At 68.7% G+C, this 16,303-nt stretch carries 18 protein-coding genes, 2 tRNA genes and 2 pseudogenes; 17 read left to right on the forward strand and 5 right to left on the reverse strand.

What is annotated here, in order from left to right:
- Window positions 1–68: 68 nt before the first annotated feature.
- Window positions 69–680, reverse strand: coding sequence for a preprotein translocase subunit SecG (secG, locus tag F1642_RS13195; protein ID WP_255522447.1), 612 nt, complete (start codon window positions 678–680; stop codon window positions 69–71).
- Window positions 681–845: 165 nt separating this feature from the next.
- Here secG and F1642_RS13200 point away from each other — a divergent pair, with 165 nt between their 5' ends.
- From F1642_RS13200 to F1642_RS13225, 6 genes and pseudogenes are all read left to right on the forward strand, one after another.
- Entirely contained in the window at window positions 846–2,276 is a 1,431-nt protein-coding gene (locus F1642_RS13200) for a cobyric acid synthase (protein ID WP_194886441.1), read from the forward strand.
- A gap of 95 nt (window positions 2,277–2,371) precedes the next feature.
- Window positions 2,372–3,329: pseudogene (gene ispH / locus F1642_RS13205) on the forward strand (4-hydroxy-3-methylbut-2-enyl diphosphate reductase).
- 68 nt (window positions 3,330–3,397) lie between these two features.
- Window positions 3,398–3,727, forward strand: a complete 330-nt coding sequence (locus F1642_RS13210; protein ID WP_045981390.1) for a DUF1330 domain-containing protein — start codon at window positions 3,398–3,400, stop codon at window positions 3,725–3,727.
- A gap of 63 nt (window positions 3,728–3,790) precedes the next feature.
- The gene (locus F1642_RS13215; RefSeq protein WP_194886442.1) at window positions 3,791–4,396 is read left to right on the forward strand and encodes a glutathione S-transferase family protein; all 606 of its coding nucleotides are present in this window, start codon (window positions 3,791–3,793) and stop codon (window positions 4,394–4,396) included.
- Window positions 4,389–4,841 (forward strand): ribonuclease HI, encoded by a 453-nt coding sequence (gene rnhA, locus F1642_RS13220; RefSeq protein ID WP_045981388.1) that lies wholly within the window; start codon window positions 4,389–4,391, stop codon window positions 4,839–4,841. Before F1642_RS13215 ends, rnhA begins: the two co-directional genes overlap by 8 nt.
- Window positions 4,838–5,494, forward strand: a complete 657-nt coding sequence (locus F1642_RS13225) for a trimeric intracellular cation channel family protein (RefSeq protein ID WP_232303372.1) — start codon at window positions 4,838–4,840, stop codon at window positions 5,492–5,494. The genes rnhA and F1642_RS13225 overlap by 4 nt, the downstream gene beginning before the upstream one ends.
- Here F1642_RS13225 and F1642_RS13230 read toward each other — a convergent pair.
- On the reverse strand, window positions 5,491–5,889 hold the full coding sequence (locus tag F1642_RS13230) for a group III truncated hemoglobin (protein ID WP_232303373.1): 399 nt from the start codon (window positions 5,887–5,889) through the stop codon (window positions 5,491–5,493). The genes F1642_RS13225 and F1642_RS13230 overlap by 4 nt on opposite strands.
- A gap of 102 nt (window positions 5,890–5,991) precedes the next feature.
- Here F1642_RS13230 and queF point away from each other — a divergent pair, with 102 nt between their 5' ends.
- Window positions 5,992–6,453, forward strand: a complete 462-nt coding sequence (queF, locus tag F1642_RS13235; RefSeq protein ID WP_045981386.1) for a preQ(1) synthase — start codon at window positions 5,992–5,994, stop codon at window positions 6,451–6,453.
- 7 nt (window positions 6,454–6,460) lie between these two features.
- On the opposite strand, the gene F1642_RS13240 is transcribed toward queF, so the two are convergent.
- The gene (locus tag F1642_RS13240; RefSeq protein WP_194886443.1) at window positions 6,461–7,288 is read right to left on the reverse strand and encodes a DUF6635 family protein; all 828 of its coding nucleotides are present in this window, start codon (window positions 7,286–7,288) and stop codon (window positions 6,461–6,463) included.
- A 201-nt stretch (window positions 7,289–7,489) separates the two neighbouring features.
- On the opposite strand from F1642_RS13240, the pseudogene ileS reads away from it, so the two are divergent.
- Window positions 7,490–10,386: pseudogene (gene ileS, locus F1642_RS13245) on the forward strand (isoleucine--tRNA ligase).
- A complete protein-coding gene (locus tag F1642_RS13250) occupies window positions 10,383–10,619 on the forward strand; it encodes a DUF3253 domain-containing protein (protein ID WP_194886444.1) in 237 nt (78 codons plus the stop codon). Before ileS ends, F1642_RS13250 begins: the two are co-directional and overlap by 4 nt.
- On the opposite strand, the gene F1642_RS13255 is transcribed toward F1642_RS13250, so the two are convergent.
- The gene (locus tag F1642_RS13255) at window positions 10,616–11,617 is read right to left on the reverse strand and encodes a hypothetical protein (RefSeq protein WP_194886445.1); all 1,002 of its coding nucleotides are present in this window, start codon (window positions 11,615–11,617) and stop codon (window positions 10,616–10,618) included. The two genes, F1642_RS13250 and F1642_RS13255, sit on opposite strands and share 4 nt — an antisense overlap.
- 116 nt (window positions 11,618–11,733) lie before the next feature.
- Window positions 11,734–11,817 (reverse strand) — tRNA-Tyr (locus F1642_RS13260).
- 124 nt (window positions 11,818–11,941) lie between these two features.
- On the opposite strand from F1642_RS13260, the gene rlmB reads away from it, so the two are divergent.
- From rlmB to rplA, 8 genes are all read left to right on the forward strand, one after another.
- A complete protein-coding gene (gene rlmB, locus F1642_RS13265; protein ID WP_045981381.1) occupies window positions 11,942–12,745 on the forward strand; it encodes a 23S rRNA (guanosine(2251)-2'-O)-methyltransferase RlmB in 804 nt (267 codons plus the stop codon).
- Between the two features lie 89 nt (window positions 12,746–12,834).
- Window positions 12,835–13,236: a YHS domain-containing (seleno)protein gene (locus tag F1642_RS13270; RefSeq protein WP_045981380.1), complete on the forward strand. Its 402-nt coding sequence runs from the start codon at window positions 12,835–12,837 to the stop codon at window positions 13,234–13,236.
- 206 nt (window positions 13,237–13,442) lie between these two features.
- Window positions 13,443–13,874 (forward strand): CoA-binding protein, encoded by a 432-nt coding sequence (locus F1642_RS13275; RefSeq protein WP_046001338.1) that lies wholly within the window; start codon window positions 13,443–13,445, stop codon window positions 13,872–13,874.
- A 55-nt stretch (window positions 13,875–13,929) separates the two neighbouring features.
- A tRNA-Trp gene (locus F1642_RS13280) sits at window positions 13,930–14,005 on the forward strand.
- A gap of 97 nt (window positions 14,006–14,102) precedes the next feature.
- Entirely contained in the window at window positions 14,103–14,297 is a 195-nt protein-coding gene (secE, locus tag F1642_RS13285) for a preprotein translocase subunit SecE (protein WP_042249102.1), read from the forward strand.
- Window positions 14,298–14,469: 172 nt separating this feature from the next.
- Complete coding sequence (gene nusG, locus F1642_RS13290) at window positions 14,470–15,006, forward strand: transcription termination/antitermination protein NusG (RefSeq protein ID WP_045981378.1); 537 nt, start codon at window positions 14,470–14,472, stop codon at window positions 15,004–15,006.
- A gap of 76 nt (window positions 15,007–15,082) precedes the next feature.
- Window positions 15,083–15,535, forward strand: coding sequence for a 50S ribosomal protein L11 (gene rplK, locus F1642_RS13295; RefSeq protein ID WP_045981377.1), 453 nt, complete (start codon window positions 15,083–15,085; stop codon window positions 15,533–15,535).
- A 2-nt stretch (window positions 15,536–15,537) separates the two neighbouring features.
- A complete protein-coding gene (gene rplA, locus F1642_RS13300) occupies window positions 15,538–16,236 on the forward strand; it encodes a 50S ribosomal protein L1 (RefSeq protein ID WP_046001339.1) in 699 nt (232 codons plus the stop codon).
- Window positions 16,237–16,303 lie beyond the last annotated feature (67 nt).

Here is a 16,303-nt window from a genome sequence, read left to right on the forward strand (position 1 = left end):
GATGTAACGCGCCATGAGGCCCCCGTGATGTGCAATTCTGTCTTAGCGGGCCGTCCGAATGACGACGATCACGGGACCCACGAAATAACCGATTCGCCCCGTGGCCGCAACGGACCGCAAGTGGAAGGGGGGCGCCTGGCGCCCCCCGCAGTGGTGTCTGTCGTCAGTTCGCCGGTGCGGGCGCGGTGTCCGGGGTGGCGGGTTTCCGCCGCGGCGTCGGGCGTCGCCGCCGGGGACGTCGCGGCCGGTGCCGGGGCGTCGGGGGCGGGCGGGGTCAGCGCGTCGGCGGGTGCCGTCGCGGGGGCCTCTGCCGGGGTCTGGGCCGCGGGGGCCGGGGTCACGGCCGCGTCTGTCGCCGGGGCGTCCGCCGCGGGGGTCTCGGTCGCCGGGGCGTCGGTCGCCGCATCGGGGCTGGGCGGGGTCAGCGGGTTGCCCGCGGTCGAGGGCGGCGGGGTATAGGCCGGCAGACCCGGCAGTCCGGTCGCCGGTGCCTCGGTCGGGGCCTGGCCGCCAAACTGGTCCATGATCGAGCTGTTGTTGGCTTGGCGCGCCGCCAGGATCGTCAGCGCGATCGAGGTCGCGAAGATCGCCACGCCCAGGATCCACGTCACCCGGGTCAGCACGTTGGCCGCCTGGCGGCCCGACATGACGCCGCCACCGGCACCGCCACCGCCGCCCATGCCCAGCCCGCCCCCTTCGGAACGCTGCAGCAGGACGACCCGGCCAGCATCACTGCCAGGATCAGATGGACGGTCAGGATGACGTTTTCCACGGCTTTCGGCCCTTTCATTTGCGGACGCGCCTATCTAGTCACCTGTCAGGGTGATGGCAAGCAAGAGTGTCCGATGGTTGCGGTGATGATCCAGGGCACCGGCTCGAATGTCGGCAAGTCGATGCTGGTGGCGGGCCTGTGCCGCGCCGCGACCCGCCGCGGCCTGTCCGTGGCGCCCTTCAAGCCGCAGAACATGTCCAACAATGCCGCCGTCACCGCCGACGGCGGAGAGATCGGTCGCGCCCAGGCCCTGCAGGCCCGCGCCTGCGGGCTGGAGCCGCATACCGACATGAACCCGGTCCTGCTGAAGCCCGAGACCGACCGCGGCGCGCAGGTGATCCTGCAGGGCAGCGCCATCGGCCGGGCCGAGGCGCGCGATTACCAGGGGCTGAAGCCCCGTCTGCTGGGCGGGGTTCTGGACAGCTTTGCCCGCCTGTCGGCCGCCCATGACCTGGTGATCGTCGAGGGGGCGGGCAGCCCCGCCGAGGTCAACCTGCGCCCCCGCGACATCGCCAACATGGGCTTTGCCCGCGCGGCGGGGGTGCCCGTCGTGCTGGCGGGCGACATCGACCGGGGCGGGGTCATCGCCCAGATCGTCGGCACCCAGGCCGTGATCGACGCTGGCGACGCCGCGATGATCCGGGGCTTCCTGGTCAACAAGTTCCGCGGCGATCCGCGCCTGTTCGACGACGGCTACCGGATGATCGAGGCGCGCACCGGCTGGCGCGGCTTCGGTGTCGTGCCGTGGTTCGCGGACGCGCACCGCCTGCCGGCGGAGGATGCGGTCGATCTGCGCGCCAGTGGCGGGGCGGGGCTGCATGTCGTCTGCCTGACCCTGTCGCGCATCGCCAATTTCGACGACCTGGACCCGCTGGCGGCGGAACCCGGCCTGCGCCTGACCATGCTGACGCCGGGACAGGCGATCCCGGGCGACGCCGGTCTGGTGATCGTGCCGGGCACGAAATCGACCCTGGGCGATCTGGCCTTCCTGCGGGCACAGGGCTGGGACATCGACCTGGCCGCGCATTACCGGCGCGGCGGGCATGTGCTGGGCATCTGCGGTGGCTATCAGATGCTGGGCCGGATGATCGACGATCCGTCGGGCGCGGACGGGGTGGCAGGGCAGGTGGCGGGGCTGGGCCTTTTGGACGTGACCACCGTCATGGCCCCCGACAAGCGGCTGACCCGCGTAACCGGCACCGCCCTGGGCCAGCCTGTGTCGGGATACGAGATCCACATGGGCCGCACCGACGGCCCGGACTGCGCGCGCCCCTTCGCTCATGTCCCCGACCCCGACGGGGCCATCAGCGCGGATGGCCGCGTAACGGGCAGCTATCTGCACGGGCTGTTTTCCGACGATGCGTTCCGCGCGGCCTTCCTGGCCCGGCTTGGTGCCGCCTCGCGTCCGGGGTTCGAGGCCGGGGTGGATGCCGCGCTGGACGATCTGGCGGATCACCTGGAGGCGCATCTGGACGTGGCGGCCCTGCTGGCCGTCGCGCGCTGATCCCCGATGCGGGCGCCCCCGCCATGCGCGCAGGGTGCAGCAGATGTGACCGCGTGGCGCTGGACGAAACCGGGTCGGCACGCTACCTGAGGGGCATGGAACAGATCAAAGCCCCCCTGACCCTGTATCTGGCCGCCCCGCGCGGCTTCTGCGCAGGCGTCGACCGCGCCATCAAGATCGTGGAACTCGCGTTGGAAAAATGGGGCGCCCCCGTCTTTGTCCGCCACGAGATCGTGCACAACAAGTATGTCGTCGACACGCTGCGCGACAAGGGCGCGGTCTTCGTCGAGGAACTGGACGAATGCCCGGCCGACCGGCCCGTGATCTTTTCCGCCCATGGCGTCCCCAAGGCCGTCCCGGCCGAGGCGCAGCGCCGCGAGATGGTCTATGTCGACGCGACCTGCCCGCTGGTCAGCAAGGTCCATATCGAGGCCGAGCGGCACCACGCCGCGGGCCTGCAGATGATCATGATCGGGCACAGGGGTCACCCCGAGGTCCTTGGCACCATGGGCCAGCTGCCCGAGGGCGAGGTGATCCTGGTCGAGGACGTGGCCGACGTGGCCCGCGTCCAGGTCCGCGACCCTGCGCGCCTGGCCTTCATCACCCAGACCACCCTGTCCGTCGACGATACCGCCGCCGTGGTCGCGGCCCTGCAGGCGCGGTTCCCTGCGATCATCGGGCCCGCCAAGGAAGACATCTGCTATGCCACCACCAACCGCCAGGCGGCGGTCAAGGCGGTGGCGCCGCATGTCGATGCGCTGCTGGTGATCGGGGCCGAGAATTCCAGCAACTCCAAGCGCCTGGTCGAGGTCGGGCGTGCCGCGGGCTGCGGCTATGCCCAGCTGGTGATGCGCGCGGCCGAGATCGACTGGCGGGCGCTGGACGGTATCCGCAGCATCGGCGTGACCGCCGGCGCCAGCGCCCCCGAGGTGCTGATCAACGAGGTCATCGACGCCTTCCACGCCCGCTTATGACGTGACCGTCGAGGTGGTCGAGACCGCCGTGGAACGGGTCGAGTTCAAGGTCCCCCGCGTCCTGCGCGAGACGGCCTGACCGAACCGGCCCCTTGCCGGATCGCCCGCCCCGGTCCTATCCTCCGGCCACAGGTTGGAGGACCCCACATGACCGTCTATCTGATTGCCGAAGTCACCGTCACCGACGACGCCTGGATCGCCCCCTATGCGGCGGCGGTCCATGACATCGCCGCCCGCCACAACGGCCGCTACCTGTCCCGGTCCGGCCATATCGAGACGCTGGAGGGCGAGGCCCGCGACGTCACCCTGATCGCGCTGATCGAGTTCCCGACCCGCGAGGACGCGATGGGCTTCGTCAACGATCCCGACTATGCGCCCCATGCCAATGCCCGCAAGGGCGGGTCCGTCAGCCATTTCCGGCTGATCGACGACAGCGACGCGGCCGGCAGCATCCCCTATCTTCCCGCGCCCGCCTGAGGCCCGCTGGCCTGCCGCGCCGATCGCGGCTATAGCGGCGCGGACATGGCGGAAAGGGACAGCATGCGGCTCTATTCGATGCCCTCATCGGGCAACAGCTACAAGGTCAGGCTGCTGGCGGCGCTGACCGGCCAGTCGCTGGACCGGGTCGATTGCGAATACGGATCGGCCGCCCTGCAGCAGGCCAAGGACCAGGGCGCGCTGCCCTTCGGCAAGCTGCCGGCGCTGCGTCTGGACGACGGGACCACGCTGGCGGAATCTAACGCGATCCTGTGCTATCTGGGCGAGGGCACGGCCTATTGGCCCGCCAGCCGGACCCTGCGGGCGCAGATGCTGGGCTGGATGTTCTGGGAACAGTACAACCACGAACCGGTCATCGCGGTGCGCCAGGCGCTGGTCAGCTATCCCCATCGCGCGGCGGATGCCACGCCCGACCGGCTGGCCGACCTGCTGGATCGCGGCCACGCGCTGCTGTCCGTGATGGAGGATCACCTGGCGACCCAAGACTGGCTGGTGGGCGACGCGGCCAGCTTGGCCGACATCTGCCTCTATGCCTATACGCACAGCGCGGGTGCGCGCGGCGGGTTCGACATGAACCGCTTTCCGGCCGTGCGCGGCTGGCTGGCGCGGGTGGCGGCCCTTCCGGGGCACGTGACCATCGATGGCTGAACTGTTCGCCTGGACCGACGGCGCCTGCAGCGGCAATCCCGGCCCCGGCGGCTGGGGCGTGCTGATGCGCGCGCTGGACGGCGCGAACGTGGTCAAGCAGCGCGAGCTGCAGGGCGGAGAGCCCGCCACGACCAACAACCGGATGGAGCTGATGGCCGCCATCAGCGCGCTGGAGGCCCTGACCCGGCCCAGCACCATCGTGATCGTGACCGACAGCAACTACGTCAAGAACGGCGTGACCCAGTGGATCCACGGCTGGAAGCGCAACGGCTGGAAGACCGCCGACAAGAAGCCCGTCAAGAACGTCGAATTGTGGCAGCGGCTTGATGCGGCGCAGGCCACCCACAGCGTCGAATGGCGCTGGATCAAGGGCCATGCCGGCCATGCCGAGAACGAACGCGCGGACGAACTGGCCCGCGCGGGCATGGCGCCGTTCAAGCCGTGACGGGACAGGTGATCGCGGGGCTGCCCACGCTGGTCTGGGTGCTGGACTATGCCTCGGTGCTGGTCTTTGCGCTGACCGGGGCGCTGGTGGCCAGCCGCGCGCAGCTGGATCCGGTGGGCTTTGTCTTCATGGCCGCGATGACGGCCGTGGGCGGCGGGACGCTGCGCGATCTGATCCTGGGCCGGGACATGGTGTTCTGGGTCGCCCGGCCGTCGCTGGTCGTGGTGGCCGCGGTGGCGGCGATGGTCGTGTTCTGGACCGCGCATCGGTTCGAAAGCCGTTATCGCCTGCTGCTGTGGCTGGACGCCTTTGCCCTGTCCGTGGCGGTGCCCGCGGGCGTCGCCGTGGCCCTGGCGGGCGGGTTCAGTCCGGTCATCGTGGTCATCATGGGCGTCGTCACAGGCACCTTCGGCGGGCTGATGCGCGACGTGGTCGGCAACGAGGTTCCGCTGGTCCTCAAGCAGGGCGAGCTGTACCTGACGGCGGCGTTTGGCGGGGCGCTGGCGGCGGTGCTGTTGGTCTGGATGGGCCTGGGCCGGGTCGAGGCCCTGGCCGCCTGCGGCATGGTCACCTTCGTGCTGCGTGCGGGCAGCATGGTGCGCGGCTGGAAGCTGCCGGTCTATCGCCCCCGCCCGCCGCGCACCCGCGGCTAGCGCAGGACGGGCGGCCCCGCGCGGCCCGCGTCGATGTTCTGCACCCCGGCGCGCAGCCCCTGGCCGATGCGATGCGCCATCTGCGACCAGGCGCGGGCCGACCAGGGCGGCAGGGTGCGGCGCAGCGCCTCGTCGAACAGCGTCAGCCAGATCTCGAAATGCTCGGGGCGGACGTTGCCCGCGGACAGGTGCGCGCGCATCGGGCTGCCGTTGTAGCCGGCCTTGTGCAGGATCGCGCCCTTCCAGAAGGCGGCGATGCGATCCTCATGCGCGGCCCAGTCGCCGACATGTTCGGCAAAGATCGGGGCCAGCACCTCGTGCCGCCGCACGGCGCCGTAGAAGACGGCGACGGTGCGGGCGATCTCTGCCTCGGTGATGTCGAAACGCGGGTCCATGCGCCGCATCTGGGGCAGGGGCGGCGCGGTTGCAAGGGGCCGCGTGCCGCCGTAAGGGGGGCCACCCGGTCGCAGCCCACCCGGACAAAACAGGAGCGAGCCATGAGCCACTATACCGACGCGCTGACCCAGCTGGGCAGCGATACCCCCCTGCCGCAGCACCCCGACCAGGCCGTGCTGGAACGTGTGCCCAACCCCCAGCCCGGCCAGACCTATGCCGTGCGCTTCACCCAGCCCGAATTCACCAGCCTGTGCCCGCTGACCGGCCAGCCCGATTTCGCGCATCTGGTGATCGACTATGTCCCCGGCGACTGGCTGGTCGAATCGAAATCGCTGAAGCTGTTCCTGGGCAGCTTCCGCAACCACGGCGCCTTCCACGAGGATTGCACTGTGGGCATCGGCCGCCGCATCGCCGACCTGCTGGAGCCTGCTTGGCTGCGCATCGGCGGATACTGGTACCCGCGCGGCGGCATGCCGATCGACGTGTTCTGGCAGACGGGCGCGGCGCCTGCGGGCCTGTGGCTGCCCGATCAGGGCGTGCCGACCTATCGCGGGCGCGGCTAGGCGGCGTTCAGCCGCGCCAGGATCGCAGCGCGATCAGCGCCGTGTCGATCACGTCGCCAAGTCGGGCCAGCAGGTGTTCGGGTTCGGGCGCGCCGCTGTCCGTCTCGGCGTCCAGCCGTGCCATCAGGCGCGACAGGCGCCGCCGGTGGATGCCGGTCCACAGCTGGACCGGGTCCGCGATCAGCCCCGCGAAGGTGGTCACCAGCGACCCCGCCACGGCCAGCGCCACCCCGGTCGCGACGACCGTCAGCGGCGCGGTCTCCACCGGAAAGTCCCAGTACCACGCCCGCCCCAACGTGTCGCCCAGGGCGAAGTCGCGCACCGCGGCGCCATGCGCGCGCATCTGCGCCATCGGCCCGGCAAGCGAGATCATGCCCGGCGTCGCGCGGTGAAACAGCGCGATCCCCACGGTCAGCACGATCAGCGAGGTCGTGATCTCGGCCACGGCATTGCGGGTGTCGGCATGGCTGCGGATGGCGCGGGCGATGCGGTCGGGGGACGTGTCCGGACCCAGGCCCTGCCGCTGCAGATCGGCGATCAGCGCGCCCAGGTCGCGCTGGATCACCGTCGAGACGTCGGACCGCAGGAACACCCGCCGGCTGCGCAGCCAGCCGCCCACCCGCGTGGCCCCCATCCGCGTCAGGGCCCAGCCCGCGCCCAGCATCAGCAGGGCCACCGGCGCCAGCATCACGTTCACCGGCGCGCGCAGCAGGTCCGCGCCGATCGCGTGGCGGTGCAGTGCCAGCGTGCCACGCGGTCCGTAGCGCAGCCGTGCGAACCGGCGCAGCGCCGCATCGCGACGGGTCAGGCGGCTGCGCAGCGGGGCGGGGGGCATCGGGCTCTCCGAGGGCGGTGACCGCAGTCTAGCGGGACGGGGGCCCATGCGCTAGGTTCGGCGCTTGCAGCGCCAAGCGGCGCTTTCTATAGAGGGCGGATGAAATTTCCGGCGTTCGGATCTCGAATTAGCAGCCCGGTGGCGTGAGGTTTCACGCCGCCGGGTCAGTCTTGTCCGAACATCTCTCAAAGGAACGCCCCGATGGCCGACGCCACGCAGCCCGATTACCGCGATACCGTCTTTCTGCCCCAGACCGAGTTTCCGATGCGTGCGGGCCTGCCCGCGCGCGAACCCGAATGGCTGGAGCGTTGGGCGCGCATCGGCGTCTACGACCGCCTGCGGTCGACCGCGGCGGGCCGCAAGCCGTTCGTGCTGCATGACGGCCCGCCCTATGCCAACGGGCATCTGCATATCGGCCACGCGCTGAACAAGACCATCAAGGACATCGTCGTGCGGTCGCACCAGATGATGGGTTTCGATGCGCGCTATGTGCCGGGCTGGGACTGTCACGGCCTGCCGATCGAATGGAAGATCGAGGAGAAATACCGCAAGGAAGGCCGCGACAAGGACGCGGTCGACATGGTCGAGTTCCGCCAGGAATGCCGCCGCTTTGCGGATGAATGGGTCGACATCCAGCGCGAGGAGTTCAAGCGCCTGGGCGTGACCGGGGCCTGGGATCGGCCCTATCTGACGATGGATTACCACGCCGAGGCCGTCATCGCGGCCGAGTTCATGAAGCTGGTGATGAACGGCTCGCTCTATCAGGGGTCCAAGCCCGTGATGTGGTCGCCGGTGGAGAAGACCGCCCTGGCCGAGGCCGAGGTCGAGTATCACGACCATACCAGCCACACGATCTGGGTGCGGTTCGGGGTGCAGGGGCAGGGCGCCCTGTCGGACGCCGAGGTCGTCATCTGGACCACCACCCCCTGGACCATTCCGCAGAACCGCGCCGTCGCGTTCAACCCGCAGATCGCCTATGGCCTCTATCAGGTCGATGCCGTGGCCGAAGGCTCGACCGCCGTCGCCAGAGAGCGTCTGGTGCTGGCCGATGCGCTGGCCGAGGGGGTGATGGCGCAGGCCAAGGTCACGGGCTTCACCCGCGCGGCGGACGTGACCGCCGCCGATCTGGACGGGCTGATCCTGTCCCACCCCCTGCGCGGGGTCGAAGGTGGCGCGGGCGAGTGGGATTACGACGTCCCCATGCTGCCCGGCGATCATGTCACTGACGAGGCGGGGACGGGCTTCGTCCACACCGCGCCCAGCCATGGCGACGACGACTATCAGCTGGGCCTGCGCTTCAAGCTGCCGATGACCTACAATGTCGAGCCGGACGGCAGCTATCGCAAGGACCTGCCGATCTTTGGCGGCGAGGCAATCGTGGCGCCCGACGGCAAGGACGGCCCGGCCAATGTCAGCGTCATCAAGCAGTTGGCCTGGGCGGGCGCGCTGCTGGCCAAGGGCAAGATCAAGCACTCCTATCCGCACAGCTGGCGGTCCAAGGCGCCGCTGATCTATCGCAACACGCCCCAGTGGTTCGCGGCCATCGACAAGCCCTTGGACGACGGGCTGGGCCAGCATGGGGACACGATCCGGGCGCGGGCGCTGAACTCGATCGACCAGCTGGTCAAGTGGTGGCCCAAGACCGGGCGCAACCGCATCCATTCCATGGTCGAGAACCGCCCCGACTGGGTGCTGTCGCGCCAGCGGGCCTGGGGCGTGCCGCTGACCTGCTTCGTCAAGAAGGGCGCCAAGCCCACCGACGACGACTTCCTGCTGCGCGATGCGCGCCTGAACGACCGCATCGTCGCGGCCTTCGAGGCGGATGGCGCGGATGTCTGGTACAGCGCGGGCTTCAAGGCGCGGATGCTGGACGGGATCGCGGACCCCGAGGCCTATGACCAGGTCATGGACGTGCTGGACGTGTGGTTCGACAGCGGCTCGACCCACAGCTTCGTGCTGCGCGACCGCGAGGATGGCGCGCCGGACGGCATCGCCGACGTCTATCTGGAAGGCACCGACCAGCATCGCGGCTGGTTCCAGTCCTCGCTGCTGCAGGCCAGCGCGACCAAGGGCCGCGCGCCCTATCGCAACGTGGTCACGCATGGCTTCACGCTGGACGAGAAGGGCATGAAGATGTCCAAGTCGCTTGGCAACACCATCGTGCCCGCCAAGGTGATCGAACAGTACGGCGCCGACATCCTGCGCCTGTGGGTGGCGCAGGCCGATTATACCGCCGACCAGCGGATCGGCCCCGAGATCCTGAAGGGCACCGCCGACAGCTATCGCCGCCTGCGCAACACGCTGCGCTTCCTGCTGGGGGCGCTGGCCGCGTTCGACGATGCCGAACGCATCGCGCCCGCCCAGATGCCCGAGCTGGAGCAGTGGATGCTGCACCGGCTGGCGCAGCTGGACCACCAGGTCCGCCAGGGCTATGCGGCGTTCGATTTCCAGGGCGTGTTCCAGACGCTGTTCCAGTTCTGCACCATCGATCTGTCGGCCTTCTATTTCGACGTGCGCAAGGACGCGCTGTATTGCGACGCGGCGGACAGCGACCGCAGGCGGGCAGCGCGGACGGTGCTGGACCTGCTGTTCCACCGGCTGGTGACCTGGCTGGCGCCGATCCTGCCTTCACGATGGAGGACGTCTGGCTGTCGCGCTTCCCGTCGGAAGACGACAGCGTGCACCTGCACGATTTCGCGCAGACGCCGGCCGACTGGCTGAACGAGCCGCTGGCCGCCAAATGGGAGCATGTCCGCCGCGCCCGCCGCGTGGTCACTGCCGCGCTGGAGGTCAAGCGGACCGACAAGACGATCGGCGCCAGCCTGGAGGCCGCGCCCGTCGTCCATGTCGAGGATGCCCAGATGCTGGCCGCGCTGAAGTCGGTGGCCTTCGCGGATGTGTGCATCACGTCGGACCTGTCGCTGACCGCGGACCCCGCGCCCACCGAGGCGTTCCGCATGGCCGAGACCCCGGGCATCGGCGTCGTCTTCGAGACCGCCGAGGGCGAGAAGTGCCAGCGCTGCTGGAAGATCCTGCCCGATGTCGGCACGCATGCCCATCCGGGCGTCTGCGCGCGCTGCGACGCGGCCCTGGGATGACCGATGACGACCTGCGCAGGGCCATCCTTACGCAGGTCGCCCGGCTGCGGCCGGGCACGACCTGCTGCCCCAGCCGGATCGCACGCGATCTGGCCGAGGACTGGCGCCCGCTGATGGACCCGCTGCGGCGTCTGGCGCTGCAGATGGCGGCGGAGGGGGAAATCGCCGTCCTGCAGAAGGGGCTCCCCGTGGGGCCCGATCCGCGCGGCCCGATCCGATTGGCGCGGCGCTAGACCAGCCACCACCCCCGTGCCTTCAACTGGTTGCGAATCATCTTTTCCGGGGCAGGGGTCGGCCTGTCGGCAAAGATCGGGCGCACCTTCTGGCGTCCCTTGTCCTGATAGATCAGCTTGCGCGCAGGCTCCCATTCCCGCAGCACGCGCTTGACCTCCCTGGCGGCGACGGCGCCCTCCAGCGCGGTGATCGCAGCCTCGGGGTCGCGGGCATAGAGGAGCGGCAGCCGGCGGTAATGGCAGGTCACGTCGCCGTCCAGACCGTCCAGCGCAGGGCCGGGCCGCCCGCCGCCCAGGCTGTGGATGACCAGCGGCAGCACCGCCTGGTCCAGCCACGGGTCCATCACCTGGCAGGCCAATGCGTCATGCGGACTATCGCGCAGGGCCAGCGCCCAGGCCAGGAACCGCTGACCGAACTCTGCAGGGTCGGACCCGAAGAACCACCCCGCGTTGAAGTACAGATAGCGTTCCCAGTGTTCGTCAGGCTGCGACAGGTCGAGCGTGGGGGCGAAGGACAGCCCGAACCGGTCGTAAAGCGATTGCCAGATGCCGTGATAGCCCGGGCCGTAAAGCGGCGGCTTGGGCCAGGTCCCCTCGCGCCGCATCGAGGCGGATGGCTGGGCGAAGTCGAAGCGGACCCGGTCCAGCGGCCCGGTGATCAGCGTGTCGGTGTCCAGAAACAGGAACGGCTTGCCCGCAGGCAGGACCGACAGGGCCTCGATCTTGTTGCCCTGAGGATAGGAAGCACCGAAATGGCGCGCGGTGAACGGCACGATCGTGGCGCCGAAATCGGTCAGCAGTTGGCGGCACGGGTCCGATATGGCCGTGTCATGCCCGCTCCAGGCGCCGTCGGGGGTGGGTTCGGCGATGAACACCGTGCCCGTGAAATCCGGGGCATGCGCGCGCAGGCTGGCCATGAGGATCACAGCCTCGAACTCCAGCCGTCCGGCCTGGGCGACGATCAGCAGATTGGGCTGCGTAAGTTTCCTGGGGGGCACCCGACATCCTTTGCGGAACGTGATCGGGTTCAGCCTAGCGGTTGTGCGGGCACAGCAAAAGCCCCACCGCAAGGGTGGTCCCTGCCACCACTTGATCATCCGGAATGTCGGGAAAGTGGTGGGCGACCCTGGAATCGAACCAGGCGTGGGTCTCCCCGGCGGAGTTACAGTCCGCTGCCGCACCTTGCAGCACGTCGCCCGCCGATCGCTTTCGGCGTGCGGGGTGATTAGCCGCCCCGTCGGGGGGCGTCAAGCGGATTTCCGGGGCTTGCGCGATGCGCGCCCTGCGCGCAGAGAAGGGTCCACAAGGAAAGGAGGCCGCGCATGTCCGACAAGAGCGGAAACGCCAAGAAGCCCACATGGGTCATCGACAAGGAACGCGCCCGCCGCGCGGCCGCCGCCGAGACGGTCTGGCTGTTCGGCCTGCACGCGGTCCGCGACGCGCTGGCCAACCCGGTGCGTCAGAAGCTGCGGCTGGTGGTCACCCAGAATGCGCTGGCCCGGCTTGGCGATCTGCACGGGATGGAGCCCGAGATCACCGATCCGCGCATCTTCGACAAGGCCGTGGGGCTGGCCGCCGAAAGCGTCCACCAGGGCGCCGCGCTGGAGGTCAAGCCGCTGAAATGGGGCAGCCTGTCCGAGGTCGCGCTGCGCGAGGCGCCCGGAGAGACGCGGCCGCTGCTGGTCGCGTTGGACCGGGTGACCGACCCGCACAACGTCGGCGCGATCCTGCGCTCGGCCGAGGTGTTCGGCGCGCGCGCGGTCATCGCCCCGCACCGCCATTCCGCCCCCGAGACGGGCGCCCTGGCCAAGACGGCGTCGGGCGCGCTGGAGCGTCAGCCCTATCTGCGCGTGCCGAACCTGGCCGAGGCGCTGACCCAGCTGAAGAACATGGGCTTCATCCTGGTGGGTCTGGACGGCACCGGCACCGAATCATTGCCTGACCTGATGTCGGACCTGTCGGGCAGGGCGGTCTGCCTGGTGATGGGCGCCGAAGGGCCGGGCATGCGAGAGCTGACGATGAAGACCTGTGACCATGTCGCGCGGATTCCCTTTGCCGCCGATTTCGGGTCGCTGAACGTGTCGAACGCCGCCGCCGTGGCCCTGTATGCCGCGGGGCGTGCCTGAATATCACATCCCTGCGACGATTATGTCACGCGCGTTGAGATTTGGTCCGGCTGCTGTCAAGTAGACCGGACCGCAACCGTCGAGTCGTCATGAAAGCCTCTGTCCTGTGCCTGCTGATCAGCCTTGCGGCCGCGCTTCCCGCGGCGGCGCAGGACTGGGCCGTGGGCGGGTTCGACCCGGTGGGCTATGCGCAGGCCGGTCGCCCGACCCCGGGGCGCAGCGACATCGCGACGATGTGGAAGGGCCAGCTGTGGCATTTCGCATCCGAAGAGAATCGCGCCCGGTTCGAGGCCAACCCGCGATCCTTTGCCCCGGCGCTGGACGGTATGTGCCCGGTGTCCATCGTCGACGGACGCCCGCAGATGGGCGATCCGCGCCATTTCGCGGTGGTGGCGGGCAGGCTGTACCTGCTGGAATCAGGTGCCGCGGAACGGCGCCTGTCCAGCGACCCCGCCGGGATCGTGGCAGAGGCTCAGCGCCTGTGGCGCTGACGCTGGCGACACAAGAATCACAAATGCGTGATCGGGGTGGAACTTTTCTTCCTGATGCCCATTTACACCTCATGGCATGACCCCGGAACGGTCATGTCCAGATCACTGTCCCTCGTTCCGCGACTTGCGCCCGGCCATCGTATGGACCGGGCGCTTTTTCTATGAGAGGCTGCAACCTGCGGCTGCGGCCCGGAGGAGGGACGATCATGGACATCCACACGGACGAGGATCACGACATCGCGCGCATCGCCCGCGACACAAAGGTTGTGGCAATGGTGGGCCTGTCCCCCAACGAGGCGCGGCCCAGTTGGGGCGTCGCCCGCTATCTGCAGTCCCAGGGCATCCGCGTCATCCCGGTCAATCCAGGTCACGACGGCCAGACCATCCTGGGAGAGCGGGTCTATGCGACGCTGGCCGACATCCCGGCTGCCGAAGGGGTGCAGCTTGTCGACATCTTCCGCCGCTCGGACGCGGTGGGGCAGGTGGTCGACGAGGCGCTGGCCCATCTGCCCGACCTGCAGGTGATCTGGACCCAGCTTGGCGTGCGCGACGATGCGGCCGCCGAACGTGCCCGCGCGCGCGGCATCACCGTGGTTCAGGACCGCTGTCCCAAGATCGAGTTTCCGCGCCACCTGTAGCGGTCCGATATCTGCTTGACGGGCGGACAGGGTGGCACTAATCAGGCCCGACCTCAGGGGTATAGCTCAGTTGGTAGAGCATCGGTCTCCAAAACCGAGGGTCGTGGGTTCGAGTCCCCCTGCCCCTGCCAGGTCCTTCCGCCAGACCTGCGTCCTGACCGCGATCAGGGTTGAAAAGCCGGGCGTGCCCGGCTAGACCCGCGGTCGCATTTGCCCAAGGAGCCGCCCGTGGCCAATCCCGTCCAGTTCATCAACCAGGTCCGCGCCGAAGCCGCCAAGATTTCCTGGCCGACGCGCCGCGAGGTGATCACCACGACCATCATGGTCCTGATCTTCGCCTCGATCACCAGCCTGTTCTTCTTCCTGGTCGACCTGACGATCCGCACCGGTCTGACCCAGGGGCTGCGCCTGATCAGCGGCTGATCGGGGCTTGCAATTGCGGGCGGGGGGCGGTATTTCCCCCCGACTGTCCGGGACACGGCGTGCATCGAATGCGCATGCGCGCCGATTTGCATATTTCCGGACGACATGGAATTCAAAGGGTTGGCGCGCTGTCCGCGTGATTCCCGAAAGATGAGCAGGGGTCGATCGAGACATGGCAAAACGTTGGTATTCGGTCAGCGTCCTGTCGAACTTCGAAAAGAAGGTCGCCGAGGCGATTCGCCAGTCCGTCGCCGAGAAGGGCCTGGACGACCAGATCGACGAGGTCCTGGTCCCGACCGAGGAAGTGATCGAGATCCGTCGCGGCAAGAAGGTGACGTCCGAGCGCCGCTTCATGCCCGGCTATGTGCTGGTGCACATGGAGATGTCGGACCGGACCTATCACCTGGTCAATTCGATCAACCGCGTCACCGGCTTTCTGGGCGCGCAGGGCAAACCGATGCCGATGCGCGACGACGAAGTGAACATGATGCTGCACCGCTCGGACGACGGCGCACCCGCCGCGCCGCGCAACCTGATCCGCTTTGACGTTGGCGAGAAGGTCAGCGTGACCGACGGCCCGTTCGAGGGGTTCTCGGGGATGGTCGAGGAGATCGACGAGATTTCCTCGCGCATCAAGGTGACGGTGTCGATCTTTGGCCGGCCGACGCCGGTCGAACTGGAATTCACGCAGGTTTCGAAATCTTCGTGATCAGCTGCGGGAGGCCGTGAGGCCGCACCGCTAAATCGGCCCCCGTGCGGGGCTTGATGACAAAGGAGAAGGCCAGATGGCCAAGAAAGTTGTTGGCAGCCTGAAGCTGCAGATCAAGGCGGGCCAAGCGAACCCGTCGCCCCCCGTCGGCCCGGCCCTGGGTCAGCGCGGCATCAATATCATGGCGTTCTGCAAAGAGTTCAACGCCAAGACCCAGGAGATGGAGCAGGGTTCGCCCGTGCCCGTCGTCATCACATATTATGCCGACAAGTCGTTCACCTTCGAGACGAAGACGCCGCCCGCGTCCTTCCTGCTCAAGAAGGCAGCCGGCCTGAAGCCGGTCGGCAAGCGCAACCGCGCCAAGGGTTCGGACAAGCCGGGCCGTGCCACCGCAGGCACCGTGACGGTCAAGCAGATCCGCGAGATCGCCGAGACCAAGATGAAGGACCTGTCGGCGAACGACGTGGATGCCGCGATGAAGATCATCGTCGGTTCCGCCCGGTCGATCGGCATCGAGGTGAGGGGCTGATCATGGCAAACGTTTCCAAGAAAAAGACCGCCGCCCGCGCCGCCTTCGAAGGCAAGGCCAACCTGACCGTCGAGGACGCCGTCAAGCTGGTCAAGGCGCAGGCCTCGGCCAAGTTCGACGAGACCGTCGAGATCGCGCTGAACCTGGGCGTCGACCCGCGTCACGCCGACCAGATGGTCCGCGGCGTGGTGACCCTGCCCGCAGGCACCGGCAAGGACGTCCGCGTCGCCGTTTTCGCCCGTGGCCCCAAGGCAGACGAAGCCAAGGCCGCCGGTGCGGACATCGTCGGCGCCGAGGACCTGATGGAGACCATCCAGTCCGGCAAGATCGAGTTCGACCGTTGCATCGCGACGCCGGACATGATGCCGCTGGTCGGCCGTCTGGGCAAGATCCTGGGCCCGCGCAACCTGATGCCGAACCCCAAGGTCGGCACCGTGACGATGGACGTGAAATCGGCCGTCGAAGCAGCCAAGGGCGGCGAGGTCCAGTTCAAGGCCGAGAAGGCGGGCGTCGTCCATGCCGGCATCGGCAAGGTCTCGTTCGACGAGGACAAGCTGGCCCAGAACCTGCGCGCCTTCGTGGACGCGGTCAGCCGCGCCAAGCCGACGGGTGCCAAGGGCACCTACATGAAAAAGGTCTCGATCAGCTCGACCATGGGTCCGGGCGTGTCGATCGACGTGGTCTCTGCGACCGCGAACTGACCACAGGAATTTCCCCGCCGGACAAGGGCGGGGAATGGCGGGGCCGCACGCGGCCCTGTCCTGTCCG

It is taken from the genome of Paracoccus sp. NBH48, from assembly GCF_015390265.1.
Classification (GTDB): domain Bacteria; phylum Pseudomonadota; class Alphaproteobacteria; order Rhodobacterales; family Rhodobacteraceae; genus Paracoccus; species Paracoccus marcusii.

What these genes read in the sequence shown, in the direction of transcription:
- secG (WP_255522447.1), bottom strand. Translation starts at nt 680, where the DNA reads ATGGGCGGCGGTGGCGGTGCCGGTGGCGGCGTCATGTCGGGCCGCCAG.
- F1642_RS13200 (WP_194886441.1), top strand. Translation starts at nt 846, where the DNA reads ATGGTTGCGGTGATGATCCAGGGCACCGGCTCGAATGTCGGCAAGTCG.
- F1642_RS13210 (WP_045981390.1), top strand. Translation starts at nt 3,398, where the DNA reads ATGACCGTCTATCTGATTGCCGAAGTCACCGTCACCGACGACGCCTGG.
- F1642_RS13215 (WP_194886442.1), top strand. Translation starts at nt 3,791, where the DNA reads ATGCGGCTCTATTCGATGCCCTCATCGGGCAACAGCTACAAGGTCAGG.
- rnhA (WP_045981388.1), top strand. Translation starts at nt 4,389, where the DNA reads ATGGCTGAACTGTTCGCCTGGACCGACGGCGCCTGCAGCGGCAATCCC.
- F1642_RS13230 (WP_232303373.1), bottom strand. Translation starts at nt 5,889, where the DNA reads ATGGACCCGCGTTTCGACATCACCGAGGCAGAGATCGCCCGCACCGTC.
- queF (WP_045981386.1), top strand. Translation starts at nt 5,992, where the DNA reads ATGAGCCACTATACCGACGCGCTGACCCAGCTGGGCAGCGATACCCCC.
- F1642_RS13240 (WP_194886443.1), bottom strand. Translation starts at nt 7,288, where the DNA reads ATGCCCCCCGCCCCGCTGCGCAGCCGCCTGACCCGTCGCGATGCGGCG.
- F1642_RS13250 (WP_194886444.1), top strand. Translation starts at nt 10,383, where the DNA reads ATGACCGATGACGACCTGCGCAGGGCCATCCTTACGCAGGTCGCCCGG.
- rlmB (WP_045981381.1), top strand. Translation starts at nt 11,942, where the DNA reads ATGTCCGACAAGAGCGGAAACGCCAAGAAGCCCACATGGGTCATCGAC.
- F1642_RS13270 (WP_045981380.1), top strand. Translation starts at nt 12,835, where the DNA reads ATGAAAGCCTCTGTCCTGTGCCTGCTGATCAGCCTTGCGGCCGCGCTT.
- F1642_RS13275 (WP_046001338.1), top strand. Translation starts at nt 13,443, where the DNA reads ATGGACATCCACACGGACGAGGATCACGACATCGCGCGCATCGCCCGC.
- nusG (WP_045981378.1), top strand. Translation starts at nt 14,470, where the DNA reads ATGGCAAAACGTTGGTATTCGGTCAGCGTCCTGTCGAACTTCGAAAAG.
- rplK (WP_045981377.1), top strand. Translation starts at nt 15,083, where the DNA reads ATGGCCAAGAAAGTTGTTGGCAGCCTGAAGCTGCAGATCAAGGCGGGC.
- rplA (WP_046001339.1), top strand. Translation starts at nt 15,538, where the DNA reads ATGGCAAACGTTTCCAAGAAAAAGACCGCCGCCCGCGCCGCCTTCGAA.